This is a genomic window from Streptomyces sp. NPDC001851 (assembly GCF_040297165.1).
In the GTDB taxonomy this organism is placed as follows: Bacteria; Actinomycetota; Actinomycetes; order Streptomycetales; family Streptomycetaceae; genus Streptomyces.
In genome coordinates this window covers 280566-298025 of record NZ_JBEOYR010000003.1, presented here as the reverse complement: position 1 = coordinate 298025, position 17460 = coordinate 280566, and the positions used below count along the sequence as shown (strand labels likewise).

Annotated in this window: 10 protein-coding genes; 3 read left to right on the top strand and 7 right to left on the bottom strand. The window is 70.6% G+C overall.

Going from position 1 to position 17460, the window contains the following annotated elements:
* Positions 1–137: 137 nt before the first annotated feature.
* From ABT171_RS06345 to ABT171_RS06335, 3 genes are read right to left on the bottom strand one after another with little or no spacing between them, the layout of a single operon-like run.
* Positions 138–1076 carry a carbohydrate ABC transporter permease gene (locus ABT171_RS06345; RefSeq protein ID WP_351240375.1) on the bottom strand — a complete coding sequence of 313 codons (939 nt, stop codon included), beginning with the start codon at positions 1074–1076 and terminating at the stop codon, positions 138–140.
* Complete coding sequence (locus ABT171_RS06340; protein WP_351240373.1) at positions 1073–2104, bottom strand: ABC transporter permease; 1032 nt, start codon at positions 2102–2104, stop codon at positions 1073–1075. The genes ABT171_RS06345 and ABT171_RS06340 overlap by 4 nt, the downstream gene beginning before the upstream one ends.
* Positions 2105–2132: 28 nt before the next feature.
* Entirely contained in the window at positions 2133–3842 is a 1710-nt protein-coding gene (locus tag ABT171_RS06335) for an extracellular solute-binding protein (RefSeq protein WP_351240371.1), read from the bottom strand.
* 287 nt (positions 3843–4129) lie between these two features.
* On the opposite strand from ABT171_RS06335, the gene ABT171_RS06330 reads away from it, so the two are divergent.
* Together ABT171_RS06330 and ABT171_RS06325 are read left to right on the top strand one after the other, a co-directional pair.
* Positions 4130–6973 (top strand): glycoside hydrolase family 3 C-terminal domain-containing protein, encoded by a 2844-nt coding sequence (locus tag ABT171_RS06330; RefSeq protein ID WP_351240369.1) that lies wholly within the window; start codon positions 4130–4132, stop codon positions 6971–6973.
* Between the two features lie 118 nt (positions 6974–7091).
* Positions 7092–8114, top strand: a complete 1023-nt coding sequence (locus tag ABT171_RS06325; RefSeq protein ID WP_351240367.1) for a hypothetical protein — start codon at positions 7092–7094, stop codon at positions 8112–8114.
* 79 nt (positions 8115–8193) lie between these two features.
* Here ABT171_RS06325 and ABT171_RS06320 read toward each other — a convergent pair whose 3' ends face one another.
* The 4 genes from ABT171_RS06320 to ABT171_RS06305 form a co-directional block, all read right to left on the bottom strand.
* Positions 8194–9561, bottom strand: coding sequence for a S53 family peptidase (locus tag ABT171_RS06320; protein WP_351240365.1), 1368 nt, complete (start codon positions 9559–9561; stop codon positions 8194–8196).
* A 231-nt stretch (positions 9562–9792) separates the two neighbouring features.
* Positions 9793–11238, bottom strand: a complete 1446-nt coding sequence (locus tag ABT171_RS06315; protein WP_351240363.1) for an aldehyde dehydrogenase family protein — start codon at positions 11236–11238, stop codon at positions 9793–9795.
* A gap of 125 nt (positions 11239–11363) precedes the next feature.
* Positions 11364–13043, bottom strand: coding sequence for a PucR family transcriptional regulator (locus ABT171_RS06310; RefSeq protein WP_351240361.1), 1680 nt, complete (start codon positions 13041–13043; stop codon positions 11364–11366).
* A gap of 120 nt (positions 13044–13163) precedes the next feature.
* Complete coding sequence (locus tag ABT171_RS06305) at positions 13164–15644, bottom strand: ATP/GTP-binding protein (RefSeq protein WP_351240359.1); 2481 nt, start codon at positions 15642–15644, stop codon at positions 13164–13166.
* Between the two features lie 313 nt (positions 15645–15957).
* Here ABT171_RS06305 and gabT point away from each other — a divergent pair, with 313 nt between their 5' ends.
* Positions 15958–17292, top strand: a complete 1335-nt coding sequence (gene gabT / locus ABT171_RS06300) for a 4-aminobutyrate--2-oxoglutarate transaminase (protein WP_351240357.1) — start codon at positions 15958–15960, stop codon at positions 17290–17292.
* The last annotated feature ends 168 nt before the right edge of the window (positions 17293–17460 follow it).

The following is a 17460-nucleotide window of genomic DNA, read 5'->3' as shown; positions in this document are numbered from 1 at the left end:
GGAGTCCATGAAACCCCATCCCCCGGCTTCTCAACCGCTGCCGGCCGTCCCGTTGTTGACGGTGAGGTCCAGACCGCCGGACGAGGCCGTGATCTCGCGGGGGCCCGGTTCGCGGGTCCCGTGGACCGGTGCGTGGCTCACCCCTTCACGGCTCCTGTCAGCATCCCCTTCCTGAAGTGCTTCTGGACGAACGGCGACAGCACGGCCACCGGCAGCAGCGCCATCACCATGACGGCCATCTGCACCGCGAGCCCCGACAGCTCGCCGGTCTTGATCGCCTGCCCCAGCCCCACCGGAGCCTCCTGCTTCTGCACCAGCTGGATCATGACGTTCTGCAGCGGCATCTTGTCCTGGTCGTTCAGATACAGCGACGCGTTGAACCACGCGCTCCAGTACCCGACGGCGTAGAACAGCGTGATGACGGCGAGCACCGCCCGCGACAGCGGCATCACGATCTGCCGGAGGATCCGGAAGTCACCGGCACCGTCGATGCGCGCGCTGTCGATGAGTTCCTGCGAGATGCCCATGAAGAACCCGCGCAGGACCAGGATGTTGAAGACGCTCACGGCGCTCGGCAGGATCAGCGCCAGATAGCTGTCCATCAGGCCCAGGGACTGCACCAGCAGGTAGGTCGGGATGAGCCCGGCGCTGAAGAACATGGTCGCCAGCAGCAGCATCAGCAGCCAGCGGTGGCCGAGCGAGCCGATGCGCGAGAGGCCGTACGCGCACAGCACCGACACGGTCATCGAGAACAGCGTGCCGATCAGGGTGACCAGGACGCTGATGACCGCGGCCCGGGTGACCTGGCCGCCGCTCAGCAGCTCCCGGTACGCGACGAACGTGATGCCCCTCGGGATCATCACCAGCCCGCCCGCCTGGTCGATCGTCTTCCGGGACGACAGGCTGGTGACGACCACGATCCAGAGCGGGAAGAGGATGGCGAGGCAGGCCAGCGTCAGGACCAGGCCCTTGCCGGCCACCCCCGCGCCGCTCGGCTGCTCCTCCCACACCGGGCGGGGCGGCGCGGCCCACCGGGACGGCGGCCGTACGGGCGGCTTGTCGATGGCGGCGGTCACTTCTTGTACACCCCCTGCTCGCCCATGAGATGGGCCACCTTGTTCGCGGCGAGGACCAGTCCGAGGCTGACCACGCCCTTGATCAGGCCCGCGGCTGCCGCGTAGCCGAAGTCCTGGTTGCGGACGCCGTTCCACCACACGAAGGTGTCGAGGACTTCGGCGGCCCCCGGTCCGACGGCGTCGCGTTGCAGCAGGATCTGCTCGAAGCCGACCGTCAGCGCGTCGCCCACGCGCAGCACCAGCAGCAGCGCGATCACCGGGCGCAGCGCGGGAAGCGTGACGTGCCAGATCCGGCGCCAGCGGCCGGCGCCGTCCATCGCGGCGGCCTCGTACAGGTCGGGGCTCACCGAGGCCAGCGCGGCGAGGAAGATGATGATCCCCCAGCCCGCGTCCTTCCAGATCCCCTCCGCCGTGACGAGGAACTTGAAGGTGGAGGGGTCGGTCATGATGTCCAGGCCGCTGTAGCCGTGCCGGCGCAGGAGCTGCGACAGGACGCCCGCGCCGCCGAAGAGCTGCTGGAAGACCGCGATGACCAGCACCCAGGAGAAGAAGTGCGGGAGGTACAGGACCGCCTGTGCGATCGCCCGTACTCTCGGCCTGACCACGCTGTTGATGAGCAGTGCGAGCAGGACCGGTACCGGGAAGAACAGCAGGAGTTGCAGGAAGAACAGCACCAGCGTGTTCTCCACCGCGTTCCAGAAGGCCGGGTCCTGGAAGATCCGCTGGAAGTTCTCGAAGCCGACCCAGGGACTGTGCAGCACCGAGACGATGCCGTTGTCACTGATGTAGGGGTCGTAGTCCTGGAAGGCGACGATGTTGCCGAGGATCGGCAGGTAGTTGAAGAGCAGGATCAGCAGGACCGCCGGCAGCGTCATCAGGAGCAGGACGCGGTCGCGCCGGAATCTGAGGCGCAGCCCGAGCCGCCTGGCCGTCTTGCCGGTTCCGGTGGCGTCGCCGGAGGCCACCGGAATCTTTGCCGCCCTGTCGTCCGCCTCGGCCCCGCCGCGGGGCAACGTGCTGTGGGACACGGCCTTCTCCTTGCCTCGGTACCTCGCCTCAGCCGGCCGCCGTGCCGTTCTCGTCGAGGAGCTTCTTGTACCAGTCGCGCAGCTTGTCGCCGCCCTTGCTCTTCCAGTCGGAGACGGCCTGCTGCATGTCGCTGATCTTCTTGCGGCCCCGGGTGATGTCGTCCTCCAGCTGCTCGAAGTCGTTGCCGAGGTTGGTGTAGCGGGAGGGCTCGGTGATCATCTGGCCCCAGAAGCTGGACTTCCTGGTGAAGGCGCCCATCCGCTGCTGCCACTCGACCTGGGCCTTGGCGACCTCGGGGAAGTCGGGGTGGGCGACGGTGGCGGCGGGGCTCGCGACCATGACGTAGGCGTTCATGACCTCGTTGTTGCCCTGGGTGGTCTTGACGGGCACGCCGTTCTTGACGGTGTAGTGCGTTCCCTCGACGCCGTAGTTGGTGAGCATGTACTCCTTGGTGCCGTACGGCGCGGCGGTGACGTCGGCGACGGCCAGCACGTCACGGATCACGGACTCCGGGGCCTTCTTGTTGACGTAGGCGAAGACGCCGGCCGGCTGTTCGGCCCACAGCCGCGGGTGGCCGCCGTCGTGGCCGAAGATGTCCATGCCCCAGATCTTGAACTGCGGGTTCTGGGTGGCCTGTTCGGCGGTACGGCCCCACCACTGGCTGATGTTGTTGGGGTAGATCAGGAACTCGCCCGCCGCGAACTTGGGTCCGGGGTCGGGGGCGTTCTTGCCCATCCTGGCGTCGGGGTGGACGTACCCGGCGGCGAAGAGCTTGCGGGTCCACTCCAGCGCTTCGAGGTACTCCTCGGTCTCGATGCGGTTGACCAGCTTGCCGTCGACGAGGTTCCAGCCGAGGGGCTTCTCGCTGCCGGACATCACGCCGAAGGCCTGGAAGGCGGTCCACTTCATGTCGAGGCAGGCCCAGCGCCTGGCCCTGGCGTTGGTGATCTCCTTGCAGAGGGCCGTGAACTCGTCCGCCGAGCGCGGGACCCGGTAGCCCTCCTTGTCGAAGACGTCCTTGCGGTACAGGGGCACGATGCCGGTGACGTACGGGGTGGGCTGCGGCAGGCCGCGCAGCGCGCCGCCGATGATGCAGCGCTGCCAGGCGTCGGTCGGGATGGCGGCGAGGTTCGGGTATTCCTTGACCCTGTCGCCGGAGAGGTAGGGGCCGAGGTCGGCGAACTTGTTGATGATGGCGGTGGGTATCCTGCCGCCCATGTTCCAGCTCGGGACGACCACCACGTCCGGTACGTCGCTGGAGGCGAGGACCGCGCCGAGCTTCTGGTCGTAGGTGTTGCCGTCCTGGTTCTGCCAGAGGACGTCGACGCCGATCAGGTCGTTCATCGCCCGGTAGTAGGCGTTGTCGCCCTTGGGCGGGGAGCCCCAGAAGGGCGACATGACGGTGACCTTGCCGCCCTTGCCGAGCTTCCTGGGGACCGAGGTCTTCAGGGTCGCCAGGTCGAGCCTGCCGGTGAAGCCGATCGCCGAACCGTTCTTCGCGGGGATGTCCGGGGCCACCACATCACTCGCGACATGGGCCGGCAGCAGCTTCTTCTCGTCCTTGCCCGCGGAGGAGCCGCCGCCCGAACCGCTGTCCGAACCCCCGCACGCGGTGAGCAGCGGCATCCCCCCGGCGACCGCCGCGGCGGCGACCGCGGTGGAGGCGAGGAAGCTCCTCCGGCTGGGTGGGGTTGTCCCGCTGGTCGCGGCGGATGCGGAAACGGCGTTCGGCGTCATTGCGTCAACCCTTCATGGCGCACCAGGACACCCGGCGGGGGCCGTCGGCTGCGGTGTCTTGAGTGGATCTGGCTGAGCGGATATCTGCTCCGGCGGAGCGAGCACTCTGTCGAAGCGCTTCGATGTCCTGGAGGTTAAGTGAACGCCTGGGGGCGCACAAGGGGCGCTTCCAAGATTGCTCACGGGCCTTTTCCGCGCCCAGCACCTTGACACCTCACCCTCGGCCGATCCAGCATCGAAGCGCTTCGAAAGCATTCCGTCGCTCCCTCCGCAAGGGAAACCCGCCCGTGACCGCTGTCCCGCCGCCCACGCCGCCCTTCCGCGATCCGCAGCTGCCGTTCGCCAAACGCATCGACGATCTGCTGGCGCGGCTCACCCCGGCCGAGAAGATCTCCTTCCTGCACCAGTGCGCACCCGCCGTGGAACGCCTGGGCATCGCCGCCTTCCGTACCGGCCAGGAGGCGCTGCACGGCGTCGCCTGGATGGGGCCGGCGACGGTGTTCCCGCAGGCCGTCGGGCTCGGCGCGACCTGGAACCCGGAGCTGGTGCGGCGGGTGGGCGAGGCGGTGTCCAAGGAGGTGCGGGCGATGCGGGCCCGGGACGACCGGGTGGGCCTCAACGTCTGGGCGCCGACGGTCAATCTGCTGCGGCATCCGCTGTGGGGCCGTAACGAGGAGGGCTATTCGGAGGATCCGAAGCTGACCTCGGCGATCGCCACGGCGTACACACAGGGCCTGCGCGGCGACCATCCGGTGTACTGGCGCACGGCTCCCGTCCTCAAGCACTGGCTGGCCCACAACAACGAGACCGACCGGGCGACGTCGTCCGCCTCGGTCCGCCCGCGCGTGCTGCACGAGTACGACCTGCACGCCTTCAAGGAGACGGTCGAGGCGGGCGCGGTGGCCGGGGTGATGCCGGCCTACAACCTGGTCAACGGCCGCCCGAACCACCTCTCCCCGTACCTGCGCGAGCAGCTGCGCACCTGGACCGACGAGGAGCTGCTGGTCTGCTCGGACGCGGGCGCGCCCTCCAACCTGGTCGACGCCGAGCACTACTTCGACACCCATGAGGAGGCCACCGCGGCCGCCCTGCTGGCCGGCGTGGACAGCTTCACCGACCACGGCACGGACTCCGGGCCGATCACCGCCCGGGTCAAGGGTGCCCTGGCGCAGGGCCGGTTGACGGAGGCGGACATCGACACCGCCGTACGCCGCCAGCTCTCCGTCCGCTTCCGGCTCGGCGAGTTCGACCCGGACCACGACCCGCACGCCGGCACCGGCGCGTTCGACACCCCGGCGCACCGGGCGCTCGCCCGGGAGGCGGCCGAGCAGGCGGTCGTGCTGCTGAAGAACGACGACGGCCTGCTGCCGCTCGCGGCGGACACCCGGGTCGCGGTCGTCGGCCTGCTCGCGGACGAGTGCAAGCTGGACTGGTACAGCGGCGGCCTGCTGCACCGCTCGACTCCGCTGGAGGGCCTGTACGAGCGGTTCGGCGCGGAGCGTGTGGAGTTCGCGGAGGGCGTCGACCGGGTCCGGCTGCGCACCGCCGCGGGTGCCTTCCTGCACGTGCCGCCCGCGAACGCGCCGGTCGAGGCGCGCGGCGCCGAGGGCGCGCTGGACCCGGCGCTGCTGTCGGGCCGCACGGACCTGCCGCCGCTCACCACGGCGCCGGCCGGCACGGAGTTCGCCCTGGTCGACTGGGGTGAGGGCGTGCTGACCCTGCGCGCGCCCGACGGCCGCTACCTCTCGGTCGCCGAGGACGGACGGGTCCGCGCCGCGGCGGACCAGCCGGGCGGCTGGGTGGTCCAGGAGACGTTCCGTCTCGAACCGCACCGCGGCGGTCACCTCCTCAAGCACCTGGGCACGGGTCGTCATGTGCAGGTCGCCGCCGACGGCGTGCGGGTTGCCGAGGCCGGCGGATCCGGTGACGTCTTCCAGGTGATCACCGTCGAGCGGGGCGAGGAGGCGGTGGCCCGGGTGGCGCAGCGGGCGGACGTCGTCGTGGTGGTCGCGGGCAACGACCCGCACATCAACGGCCGGGAGACCGAGGACCGTACGACCCTGCGGCTGCCCGGCCACCAGGAGCGGCTGGTGCGTGCGGCCCGCGCCGCGAACCCGCGCACGGTGCTGGTCCTGACGTCGGCGTATCCCTACGCGGTGGACACCGCCCGGCTTCCCGCCGTGCTGTGGACCGCACACGGCGGCCAGGCGGCGGGCACGGCGCTGGCCCGGGTCCTGGCGGGCGACGTCTCCCCCGCCGGCCGTCTCCCGCAGACCTGGTACGCGGCGGACGCCGACCTGCCCGACCTCCTCGACTACGACGTGATCGGCAGCCGCCAGACCTACCTGTACTTCGAGGGCACCCCGCTCTTCCCCTTCGGCCACGGTCTGTCGTACGCGTCCTTCGCCTACGCCGGCCTGACGGCCACGGTGGAGGGCGGCACGCTGCGGGTGTCCTGCACGCTCACCAACACCGGCGACCGCACGGCGGACGAGGTGCCGCAGCTGTACGCACGCGCCGTGGAGCCCTCGGTCCCCCGCCCGCGCCGCGCACTGCTGGCCCACCGCCGCCTCACCCTCACGCCCGGCGAAAGCGCCGAGGTCGCCTTCGAGGTCCCGCTCGCGGCGCTGGAGTTCTGGGACGTGGCCCGGGGCGGCCCGGTTCTCGAACAGGGCCCGTACGACGTGCTGATCGGCGCGTCCAGTGAGGACATCCGCCTGCGTACGACCGTCCACCTCGCCGGTGAGCCGCCCGCCCCGCGTCCGGTGGCCCAACGCGGTCTGGCGGGCGCCGACTTCGACGAGCAGTCGGGCATCGCGATCGTGGACAGGACGCGGGCGGCGGGCGACGCGGTGACGCCGGCGGGCGGCGGGGCGGGGGAACTGGTCTACCGCTCCTGCGACTTCGGCACCGGGGTGACCGGACTGCGCGCACGGCTGGCGGGCGAGGGAGTCCTGGAACTCTCCCTGGACGGCGGCCCGGTCCTGGCCTCCCTCACACTCGACGCCCCCACCGTCGACGCCTACGCCTACACCACCCTCGGAGCCGGGCTCGTCGCGGACGGCGTGCACGACGTCCACCTCAGGCTGCGCGGTCCGCTGCGGCTCGCGCACGTCGGATTCACCGGTTGAGGGTCCGGAGGAGCCCGGCGGTACGCCAGAGTCTCCCGTTGCGGGTGTGACGTGCGTTTTCGACACTGGTGTGGAGAAAGAAATCCCCTGCCACCTGATCGGAATGCGGGGACCCTCCATGACTCGCTCAGCGAACAGCCAGATCAAACCGCTCAATGTCGTACTCCGTCCCGGCTCGCCGGCCAGCCGGGCCTACGCGCGCAGGCAGGCACCCGCGGCCGTCTCGGCGGAGGCGGTCACCGCCGAGGGATTCCGTGAGATCCCCAAGTGGGACCTGAAGGACCACGGAGGACGGAAGATCACGGATCTCGTCTTCGTCAACCGCTACCTCGGCGGTGCCGCGGCCTGGGACACGGGGGACATGAAGAACATCGACACGGCGCTCTCGGGCGCGATGTCCGACAGCAGGCTGGAATCGGTGATCGCCCAGTACTACCCGGGTGCGATCTCGTCCCGGATGCTGCCCTCCGACGTGGTGCCCGGTGCCGTGCCGGCGAGGTTCTTCAAGGACCAGGCGGAGGAACTCGCCGCGCGGCTCTTCAAGGAGGGGGTGCTCGGTGACAGCGACCCCAGGGAGAGCGTCATCAACCTCCTGCTTCCGCGTGGTGTCGTCCTCGTCGACGGCTTCTCGCCGGGCTTCCAGCCGCCCCCCGGCACGGAGGAGGAACACGGTCGCCGCCAGGAGGCGCTGATCAAACTGGATGACGACGCCGACAGCGATTCCGCGCACGGGCTGGGCGGCTTCCACGAATCGGTCCACGTGAAGCACAACGGCCAGGACGTCACGGTCTACTACGCGGTCGGAGTCTTCTCCGAAGGGGACAACGGCATCGTGGTGTTCGACGGGCAGAACGACGCCTGGGCGAACGTCGTCGCCACCTTCTACCACGAGCTCAACGAAGCGCGGACCGACCCCGACGTCGGGGACGCCATCCGGCTGAACGACATCCGGAAGCTCGGGTGGTACTCCGAGGCGGGCCAGGGCGAGATAGGCGATCTCCCCGTCAACGAAGCCGAGTCCGGACCGCATCCCGACATCAGCCGGGTCTTCAAGGTGGTGCCACTGGCCAACGGGACCGGCAAGGTTCCGGTCCAGCTCATGTGGTCGAACGCGGCGCACGCTCCCGCCGAGTCCCTGTGAAGGGGACTGCCGACGCGGGCCTTCACGGTACGACGGCCCGGGTCGGGGACCCGGGCCGTCGCGAGGGCGATGCGCGGCGTCAGCCGCGGCTCGCCTTGCCGAGGGCCGGCACGAAGCGGAGGGCGTCCAGGGTGCCCACGCCGGTGGCCATGTCGTAGCCGTTCACGGCCTTGTAGCCCTTGACACCCTGGTAGGTGTTGTCGGTGCCGTCGTTGACGTCGACGATGCCCGGGTTCTTCTGCTTGAGAAGGGTGTACAGGGCTCCGTTGATGTCACCCACGCGGTGGCCGGCCGCCTGGTCGGCGAGGGCGACGATGCCCGAGAAGAGCGGGCTGGCCTCGCTGGTGCCGCCGCTGACGTCCCAGCCGGTGGCGGTCGGGTCGTAGCTGGAGTAGACCCAGGCACCGCCGTTGACCGCGGCGGCCATCGAGATGTCCGGGGTGCCGCGGCGGGTGCCCACGACGTTCTTCACGCCGTTCTGGAAGGCCGGGCGCGTGAAGACGTGGGACTGGCCGCCGCCGCCCGCGCCGTTGTCGTTGTAGACGCTGTCCGGCTTGACGCGCTCACCCTTGTCGTTCAGGTGGAGCTGGGTGCCGCCGATGGAGGTGACCAGCGGGTCCGACGAGGGCCAGGAGTTGACGCGCTTCTTGTAGTACGTCTTGCCGTCCAGCTTCATGTCCGTGGCGCCGCCGTCACCGGAGGAGGCGAGGACGGTCACGTGCTTGCGCTGGGCGTCCTCGAAGGCGTACCGCAGCTTCTTGATGCTGGAGAAGTCGCCCTTGCCGAAGCCCGGGAAGGTGTTCTCGGTGGCGCCGAAGCTCTGGCTGATGACATCGCCGACGCCCTGGTCGATCAGGTGCTTCTCGGCGGACATCATCTCCGGCAGACCGGTGGTCCCCTCGGTCTCCGAGACCGCCGTCTCCACCAGGACGATCTTGGCGCCGGGCGCGACGGCGTGGGCCATCTCGACGTCCAGGGTGGTCTCGCCGGCCCAGCCGGTCATGTCGGAGTTCTTGGGGTCGAACTTGGGGACGTGGCCCCACTTGACGACCTTGACCTTGGTGCTGGGCAGCCCGAACTGCTTGCTGTAGACGTCCAGATCGTGCTGGACGGTCGGGGAACCGAAGGAGTCGACGATGACGATCGTGCGGCCCTTGCCGGTGATCCCCTTCTTGTACAGGGGGTTCAGGTTGTACGCGGTGCGGTACTGCAGCGGGTTGTAGCAGTTGATGTGCCACTTGGTCTGGCACTGCTCGATCGGAAGGGGGCTGGCCACACCGTGGACCAGGTTGTGCCCCGCGATGGCCGGTGCCGCGAAGGTGTGCGGTACGCCGGCGGGCGCGGCGGTGGTGGCGCCGGCCTGGGAGGTGGCCGCCAGTGCGGCGGCGACGAGTGCGACGGTGGCGGCGGACGCCGCGACCCCGCGCCCGGTACGGGCTATGTGCATGTGGTCCCCTGAGAGAGCCTGAGACGTTCCGAGTTGGGCGAACCAACTGGACGAAGTGGTCAGGCGCATCTCATCGGGAGAGTCATGGACAGAACAAGACTCTTGAACCGCCGATATCAAATCCTTTACCAGCAGGCAGAAAACGGGTTACTCCGGCCGGGCGCGCATGCGAACGGCCGGAGCCCCCGCACAGTGGGCTCCGGCCGTTCCGTCCGACCTGTCCGTGGCAGGTCAGAGCGCGAGTCCGGTGAGAACCAGCACGCGCTCGTAGGTGTAGTCCTCCATCGCGAACCGCACGCCTTCGCGGCCCACACCGGACTGCTTGGCGCCGCCGTACGGCATCTGGTCGGCGCGGTAGGACGGGACGTCGCCGATGACCACGCCGCCGACCTCCAGGGCGCGGTGGGCACGGAAGGCGACCTGCAGGTCGTGGGTGAACACGCCCGCCTGGAGGCCGTACTTGGAGTCGTTGACCGCGGCGAACGCCTCGGCCTCGCCGTCCACCTTCTGCACGGTCAGGACCGGCCCGAAGACCTCCTCGCAGGCGAGGGTGGCGCCGGCCGGTACGCCGGTGAGGACGGTCGGCGCGTAGGAGGCGCCGTCGCGGTCACCGCCGGTGAGGAGCGTGGCACCGGCCTCGACGGCCTCCTTGACCCACGACTCGACGCGCTTGGCGGCGTCCTCGCTGACCAGCGGGCCGACATCCGTCTTGGCGTCGGACGGGTCACCGGTGACCTGGGCCTCGACGGCGGCGACGATGCGCGGCAGCAGACGGTCGTAGACGGAGGCGTCCACGATGACCCGCTGCACGGAGATGCAGGACTGGCCGCCCTGGTAGTTGGAGAAGGTCGCGATACGGGTCGCGGCCCAGTCCAGGTCCGCGTCGGAGGAGAAGTCGCCGAGGACGACCGCGGCTCCGTTGCCGCCCAGCTCCAGCGTGCAGTGCTTGCGCGGCACCGAGTCCATGATCGCGTAGCCGACCTTCTCGGAACCGGTGAAGGAGATGACCGGCAGGCGCTCGTCCTGGACGAGGGCGGGCATCTTGTCGTTGGCGACCGGGAGGATCGACCAGGAGCCGGCGGGCAGGTCGGTCTCGGCGAGCAGGTCGCCGAGGATCAGGCCGGACAGCGGGGTGGCCGGGGCCGGCTTGAGGATGATCGGGGCGCCGGCGGCGATCGCCGGGGCGACCTTGTGGGCGCACAGGTTCAGCGGGAAGTTGAACGGCGCGATGCCGAGCACGACACCCTTCGGGAAGCGGCGGGTGAGCGCCAGCCGGCCCTGGCCGCCGGCGTCGGTGTCCAGCCGCTGGGCCTCGCCGCCGTTGAACCGTCGGGCCTCTTCGGCGGCGAACCGGAACACGGAGACGGCACGGCCGACTTCCCCGCGGGCCCACTTGATCGGCTTGCCGTTCTCGGCGGAGATCAGCTGGGCGATCTCCTCGGTGCGCTCGGCCAGCCGCTTGCTGACGTGGTCCAGGGCGGCGGCGCGCACGTGCGCCGGGGTGGCGGCGAACTCGTCCCGCACGGCGTACGCGGCGGCCACGGCCTCCTCGACCTGGGCGTCGGTCGGCACGCTGACCCTGCCGACGAGCCGGCCGTCCCACGGGGAGGTGACGTCGAAGGTGTCCTCGCCGGTGACCTGGCGGCCGGCGAGCCAGAAGGCGTGGGTGGAAGTCATGTGCGAGTCCCGGCCTTTCCGCGTAGTGGGTGTGCTTGGCTTGCGTGCTCCACGGTAGGGCGGGGGCAGCCGGGGGTCGCTTGTCCGAGTCGTAGCAGTAGCCGGACCGGGCACTACTGTTTGGACTATTCGGTGCTGGTCGCCTTCAGGGCGAGCCACAGCTCCATCCGCACGTCGGGATCGTCCAGCGACCGTCCCAGGATCTCCTCGACCCGCCGCATCCGGTACCGCAGCGTGTGCCGGTGCACCCCCAGATCCGCCGCGGCCGCGTCCCACTGCCCGTGCCGGGACAACCACGCCCGCAGGGAGGCGACGAGATCCCCCCGCCCCGTCGCGTCATGCTCGTGCAGCGCCCGCAGCAGCCCGTCGGCGAACGCCTTCACCGCGTCGTCGGCCAGCAGCGGCAGTACGGACCCGGCGGCCAGCTGCTCGTGTTCCACCAGGACGCGCCCCCGCCGCCGGGCCACGGACAGCGCCTGCTCGGCCTGTTTGTAGGCCGCCGCCGCGGCGATCGGCCCCGCCGGTGCGGACAACCCGACGACCAGCTCGTCCTCGTCGGCCCCGGCCTGCTCGGCCACCGCTCGCGCCGCCTCCAGCGCCGCCGCGTACTGCGTACAGGCGGCCACCGCCGCGCCCCCGTCGGCGGCGAGCACCACCAGCCGCTCCCCCTCGGGCACCACCAGTACGGCCTCCCCGGAGCGCGCGGCGGCGGACTCCACGGTCTCCGCCAGCCCGCCCAGCCGATCCCCGGCGCTGTCGGCGGCGGCGAGCGCGGCGGCCGGGGGCGCCTGCTTGGCGGCACCGGGCACACGCGCGTGAGCGTGGGCATGGGCGTCCGCGTGCGCCCGTGCGGCCGAGCCGGACACCGACTCGGCGACGATCACCCGGAACGGCGCGTCGAGCAGCCCGCCGTACAGGTCCCCGGCGACGGCCCGGGCATGGTCGGGCTGCCCGGCGAGCAGCATGCGCAGCACCGCCGTACCGATGCGCTGCTCGGCCGCGTACAGGGAGCGGGAGCGTTCGGTGGTGAGGGTGAGCAGCGCGATGGCGGAGTGGACGGCGTACCGTTCGGCGGTGCCGAGGGCCGCGGCCGTGCCGACGGCGAGCGCGGCGCGCGGGCGCCGTCCCGTGCCCAGGGAGTGCAGCTCGACCCGGTCCTCGTGATCCGGCCCGCCGACGACGGAGGAGGCCGGGGCGGGCCGCTCCCGCAGCCGCTCGACCTCGGCGGTCAGCCGGGCGGCCCGCCGGCCGGCCCACTCGGGCGCGGCGGCGACGACGGCGCCGGAGGCGTCGTACAGGGCGGCCCACCCGTCGACCTGCCCGGCGAGCGCGCCGAGCAGCCCCTCGGGCCCGGAGTTCAGCGCCTGCTTGGTCAGCTCTCGCTGCGCGGCGAAGCCGGCCGTGACGGCCCGGTACTGGTCGGCGGCGATGGCGGCGGACACGGCCTTGCTGATGGCGAGGAACGGGGTGCGGCGGGGCACCTCCAGCAGCGGCAGCCCTTCCTCGCGCGCGGCCTCGACGAGCGCCTCGGGAATCTCTTCGTAGTTCACCCCGACGGCGAACCCGAGCCCTACGACACCGGCCCCCACCAGCCGCTTCACATACCGCCGCATGACCTCGGGGTTCTCGGCGTCCAGCTTGAGCGCGGTGATCAGCAGCAGCTCGCCGCCCTCCATGTACGGCACGGGGTCGGCCAGCTCGCTGACGTGGGCCCAGCGGACGGGCACGTCGAGGCGGTCCTCGCCCGCGCGCACGGTCAGTTTGAGCGCGGAGTGGTGGACGAGCGAGGCGAGGGTCGGGGGCATGGGGCCTTCACGGTGAGGAAGATCGGGTGCTCTGCCGGGGATCTTTCGCTGATCTCTTGGCCGCGACGTATGAACGGCCTACGCCGATTCTGCCTCACCGTACGGTCCCCCGCCGCCCCCTCACCCCCGCAGATCCACCAGCAACGGCGGCGCGTGCTCCCCGCGCACACTGGTCAACGACAACACGGCATGCCCGGCCGGCACCCCATGAGCCAACTCGGAAGCCGACCAGCGCTCCCGCTCGACCTGCCGGACGGTGACGGCTTCCGTCGTCACCGCCTTGCCGGTCACCAGCTTGCGCAGAGCATGGATGGCGCGTGTCATCGGCTGGTCCGCAAACACGGTGTGGCGAGCCACGTCCCGGGTCTCCACCCACTGCGTGCCCCAGGCTTCCGCGAACCTGCCGCCGTCCCATGTGCTCACCCCGGAGAACGCCATACGGCAACCCACCGCCGCGTACAGCGGCCCGTGCAGCGCCTCGGGGACGTCACCGACCGTACGAAGAGTGAGCACCACGGCCGCGTTGCAGGACCGCAAGCGCTGGATACGGCGGACGGACTCGGTCGTCACCACACCCGTGGCGTCATCCAGGACGAGGCAGGCGAAGTGGGCCCGCTCGCCTGTCGCCACCACGGCGCCGAACTGGGCGAGCAGCAGCCGGGTGACGATCCGGGACGCCTCTTCGTGTCCGCGGTCGGGCAGGTCGATGCGCACACGGAGCGGATGATGGGCGACGGCACGCAGGGAGAACGGCCGAGCGCTCCCGCCGTCCCCACCGAAGAACTCGGCGAACACCGGCCGGTCCAGCACGGCGAGCCGGTCGGCGAGGACCGGTCCGGGATCTCCCGCAGTGTCTGACTGCCGGGCACGCGCTTCCAGTTCCCGGCGCATCGCGGTGTGCTCGTCCCCGGCGAGTGCACCGCGTAGCGCGGCAATGGCCGAAGCCTCGCCTTGCAGCAGTTCTCGCAGCATGGGCAGCGTCGGGAAGCGCCCGTAGGCCGCCCGGTAGGGGCCGAGGAGCTGGGCCAGCGCGGTGACCGCCCGCTGACCGCTCACCGAGTCAAGGTCGCCGGCCAGCCCTTCCGCCAGAAAGACGGCCGCCTCGTCGGGGTCGTCGGAATCCGCGTACGGGTCGAGGTCGTGCACGGACGCCGGGTCGCCGAGGCGTACGACCACATCGTAGGCCGAGTCGGGTCCGAGCGGAGTGCCGGCCGCACACACGACGACCACGGCGCACTGTCCCGCGAGCGCCTGCAGTCCGAGCGACTCGACGACGGGACGGATCAGGTGGCGCGTCTTGCCGGAGCCGGAGGGCCCGACGGCCAGCAACGAGGTGCCCAGGGTGTCCGGCGCGAGAGCGGCTCCGGCCCCGCCGTAGGCGAGCGGGGTGCGCTCCCCTGCCACCCACTGCCCGATGCGCACCTGTCCGGCGAGCAGATCATGCCGTGCTGCCCGGCCGGGCAAGTCACGGTCGCCGGACGGGTGCGTCCAGGCGGCACCCCCCTCGCGCAGCACGGTCTCGGCGAAAGAGAAGACTCGGGCACGGGCACGGGCCACAGTCCACATGTGGCCGATCCTGGCGCAGTCCACGTCGTTCATCCGGCCGGCGTCAACCTCGGCGGCGAGAACGTCCGCGGCCTGATGCTGACCGGCCTCGCGAAGTTCCGGCCATTGCGACGGCCGCCGGTCAACGGCCGGTTGCGGGACTTCGGCCGTCCTGGCCCGCGCCCGCGCGGCCAGCGCCTGCTTCGCGAGGGGCCACCAGCCGCCGACCCGGGCGAACGGCCACAGCACCAGCACGGTGATGAGCGCGTACAGTCCGTCGGTGAGCGGCTCAGACGCGAATACACCATAGTCTCCGCTGATCAGAACGATCAGGGAGAACAACGGGTCCTGAACGGGCAAGGCGTCCCAGCCGAGGCCGAACGCGCTCGGGAAGACGAAGGCCAGCGCGATCAGCGCCCCGAGAGCGGCGATGAGGGCGCGAGCGGGTTGCTCACGCCGGGTGACAACGTGCCGGATGATGTCCGCCCAGCTGCCCAGGCGCGCCATGACGTAGACGAGGATCACGAAGAACACTCCGTCGGCAACCGTCTTTGCCTCGGCGCCCTGGTAGCTCTTCGGCGACACGGTGCCGCTCCACCACCAGTCGTCAGGGGTGAGCAGCTTCAGAACCGTCCACTGGTACGGGATCGTGCCGTGTCGCCACAGTGACCACAGAAGCAGTCCCGCCACAAGGGGGACAACGAAACCGACGATGGTCACGGGGGCCAGGCGCTGTCCCTCTGCCGCCTTGGGCAGGCGGTAGCCGTAGCGCCAGATCCCGGGATCGACGGCCGGGCGCGGCTGGTCGAGCCACTCGGCAACGGGCGAGCGGGTTTGCGTCGAGTGGAGGGCATGCCCGGGTGGCACGGCCGACGGCAGGTCAGGCGCCCGCGTCGGCCGTGGCGGCATGGCAGGGGCGCCGTATGGCGGAGCCGCGCCGCTGTAGGGCGTGGCCGGCCCGTTCCGGGCCGCCGCGGGCATATCTGTCGGCTCCGCTGGGCGCGGCACAGGATGAGCATGTGTGCCCCGCGTGTCCTGCGTCCCGTCGCTGTCCATCGCCCCTGCCCCCTGAGCAGCCGCTCCGTCCACCATCAGCGAGTCAATCTAATGCCCTTGCACGGGGAGTTCAGCGATTGCGTGGCAGGGCACGCGGTGAGATGCGCGCACGCCGTCGCGCCGTCCTCCCAGTTCCTCTATATCCACTCCGGACAACCGTTCTCGCCGACAACGCCCACATGGAGCATGCCCACCCCCCTCCCCCGCCCCTAGCCTGCGGAGAAAGATAGGTAAGCGGCTGAAAACGCACCGCCCGGGATCGTCCGGGATCGCCCGGTACGCAGACTCAACGCAAGATCATCAGGGAGCCCCCATGACCGCACTTCCGCAGGAGCGCCGCGTCGTCACCGCCATCCCCGGCCCGAAGTCGCAGGAGCTGCAGGCCCGCCGTACCGCTGTGGTCGCGCAGGGTGTGGGCTCCGTGCTGCCCGTCTTCACCGCGCGCGCGGGCGGCGGGATCATCGAGGACGTCGACGGCAACCGGCTCATCGACTTCGGGTCCGGTATCGCCGTGACCTCCGTGGGTGCCTCCGCCGAGGCCGTCGTGCGGCGTGCCTCCGCCCAGCTGGCGGACTTCACCCACACCTGTTTCATGGTCACCCCGTACGAGGGGTACGTGGAGGTCGCGGAGGCGCTCGCCGAGCTCACGCCCGGTGACCACGCCAAGAAGTCCGCGCTGTTCAACTCCGGCGCCGAGGCCGTCGAGAACGCCGTCAAGATCGCCCGTGCCTACACCAAGCGGCAGGCCGTGGTGGTGTTCGACCACGGGTACCACGGGCGGACCAACCTGACCATGGCGCTGACGGCGAAGAACATGCCGTACAAGCACGGGTTCGGGCCGTTCGCGCCCGAGGTGTACCGGGTGCCGGTGGCGTACGGCTACCGCTGGCCGACCGGGGCGGAGAACGCCGGTCCCGAGGCCGCCAAGCAGGCCATCGACCAGATGTCCAAGCAGGTCGGCGCGGACAACATCGCCGCGATCATCATCGAGCCGGTGCTCGGCGAGGGCGGCTTCATCGAGCCGGCCAAGGGCTTCCTGCCGGAGATCGTGAAGTTCGCCAACGACAACGGCATCGTGTTCGTGGCCGATGAGATCCAGAGCGGCTTCTGCCGGACCGGGCAGTGGTTCGCCTGTGAGGACGAGGGCATCGTGCCCGACCTCATCACCACCGCCAAGGGCATCGCGGGCGGACTTCCGCTCGCCGCCGTCACCGGGCGCGCCGAGATCATGGACGCCGCGCACGCCGGTGGCCTCGGGGGGACGTACGGCGGCAACCCCGTCGCCTGCGCGGGTGCGCTCGGCGCGATCGAGACCATGAAGGAGCTCGACCTCAACGGCAAGGCCAAGCGCATCGAGGAGATCATGAAGGGTCGCCTCACCGCCATGGCCGAGAAGTTCGACATCATCGGTGATGTGCGTGGGCGCGGCGCCATGATCGCCATCGAGCTCGTCAAGGACCGGACCACCAAGGAGCCGAACCCCGAGGCCACCGCCGCCCTCGCCAAGGCCTGCCACGCCGAGGGCCTGCTGGTCCTGACCTGTGGCACCTACGGCAACGTGCTGCGCTTCCTGCCCCCGCTGGTGATCGGCGAGGACCTCCTGAACGAGGGTCTCGACATCATCGAGCAGGCCTTCTCGCGCATCTGAGCGAGAGTTCGGCACCGGTGACGGGGCCCTGCGGCAGGCCATGTGAAGAAGGTGTGCGAGGTGGATGACGGGACGCGATTCCGTCTGCCCAAGCGCCTTCGCCTGCCGTAGGTTCTACCCAGATGAGAGATACACCCCGCCCACAGGGGACTGTGGGCGATTTCAGGC

What these genes read in the sequence shown, in the direction of transcription:
- ABT171_RS06335 (WP_351240371.1), bottom strand. Translation starts at nt 3,842, where the DNA reads ATGACGCCGAACGCCGTTTCCGCATCCGCCGCGACCAGCGGGACAACC.
- ABT171_RS06315 (WP_351240363.1), bottom strand. Translation starts at nt 11,238, where the DNA reads ATGACTTCCACCCACGCCTTCTGGCTCGCCGGCCGCCAGGTCACCGGC.
- gabT (WP_351240357.1), top strand. Translation starts at nt 15,958, where the DNA reads ATGACCGCACTTCCGCAGGAGCGCCGCGTCGTCACCGCCATCCCCGGC.
- ABT171_RS06325 (WP_351240367.1), top strand. Translation starts at nt 7,092, where the DNA reads ATGACTCGCTCAGCGAACAGCCAGATCAAACCGCTCAATGTCGTACTC.
- ABT171_RS06305 (WP_351240359.1), bottom strand. Translation starts at nt 15,644, where the DNA reads ATGGACAGCGACGGGACGCAGGACACGCGGGGCACACATGCTCATCCT.
- ABT171_RS06310 (WP_351240361.1), bottom strand. Translation starts at nt 13,043, where the DNA reads ATGCCCCCGACCCTCGCCTCGCTCGTCCACCACTCCGCGCTCAAACTG.
- ABT171_RS06320 (WP_351240365.1), bottom strand. Translation starts at nt 9,561, where the DNA reads ATGCACATAGCCCGTACCGGGCGCGGGGTCGCGGCGTCCGCCGCCACC.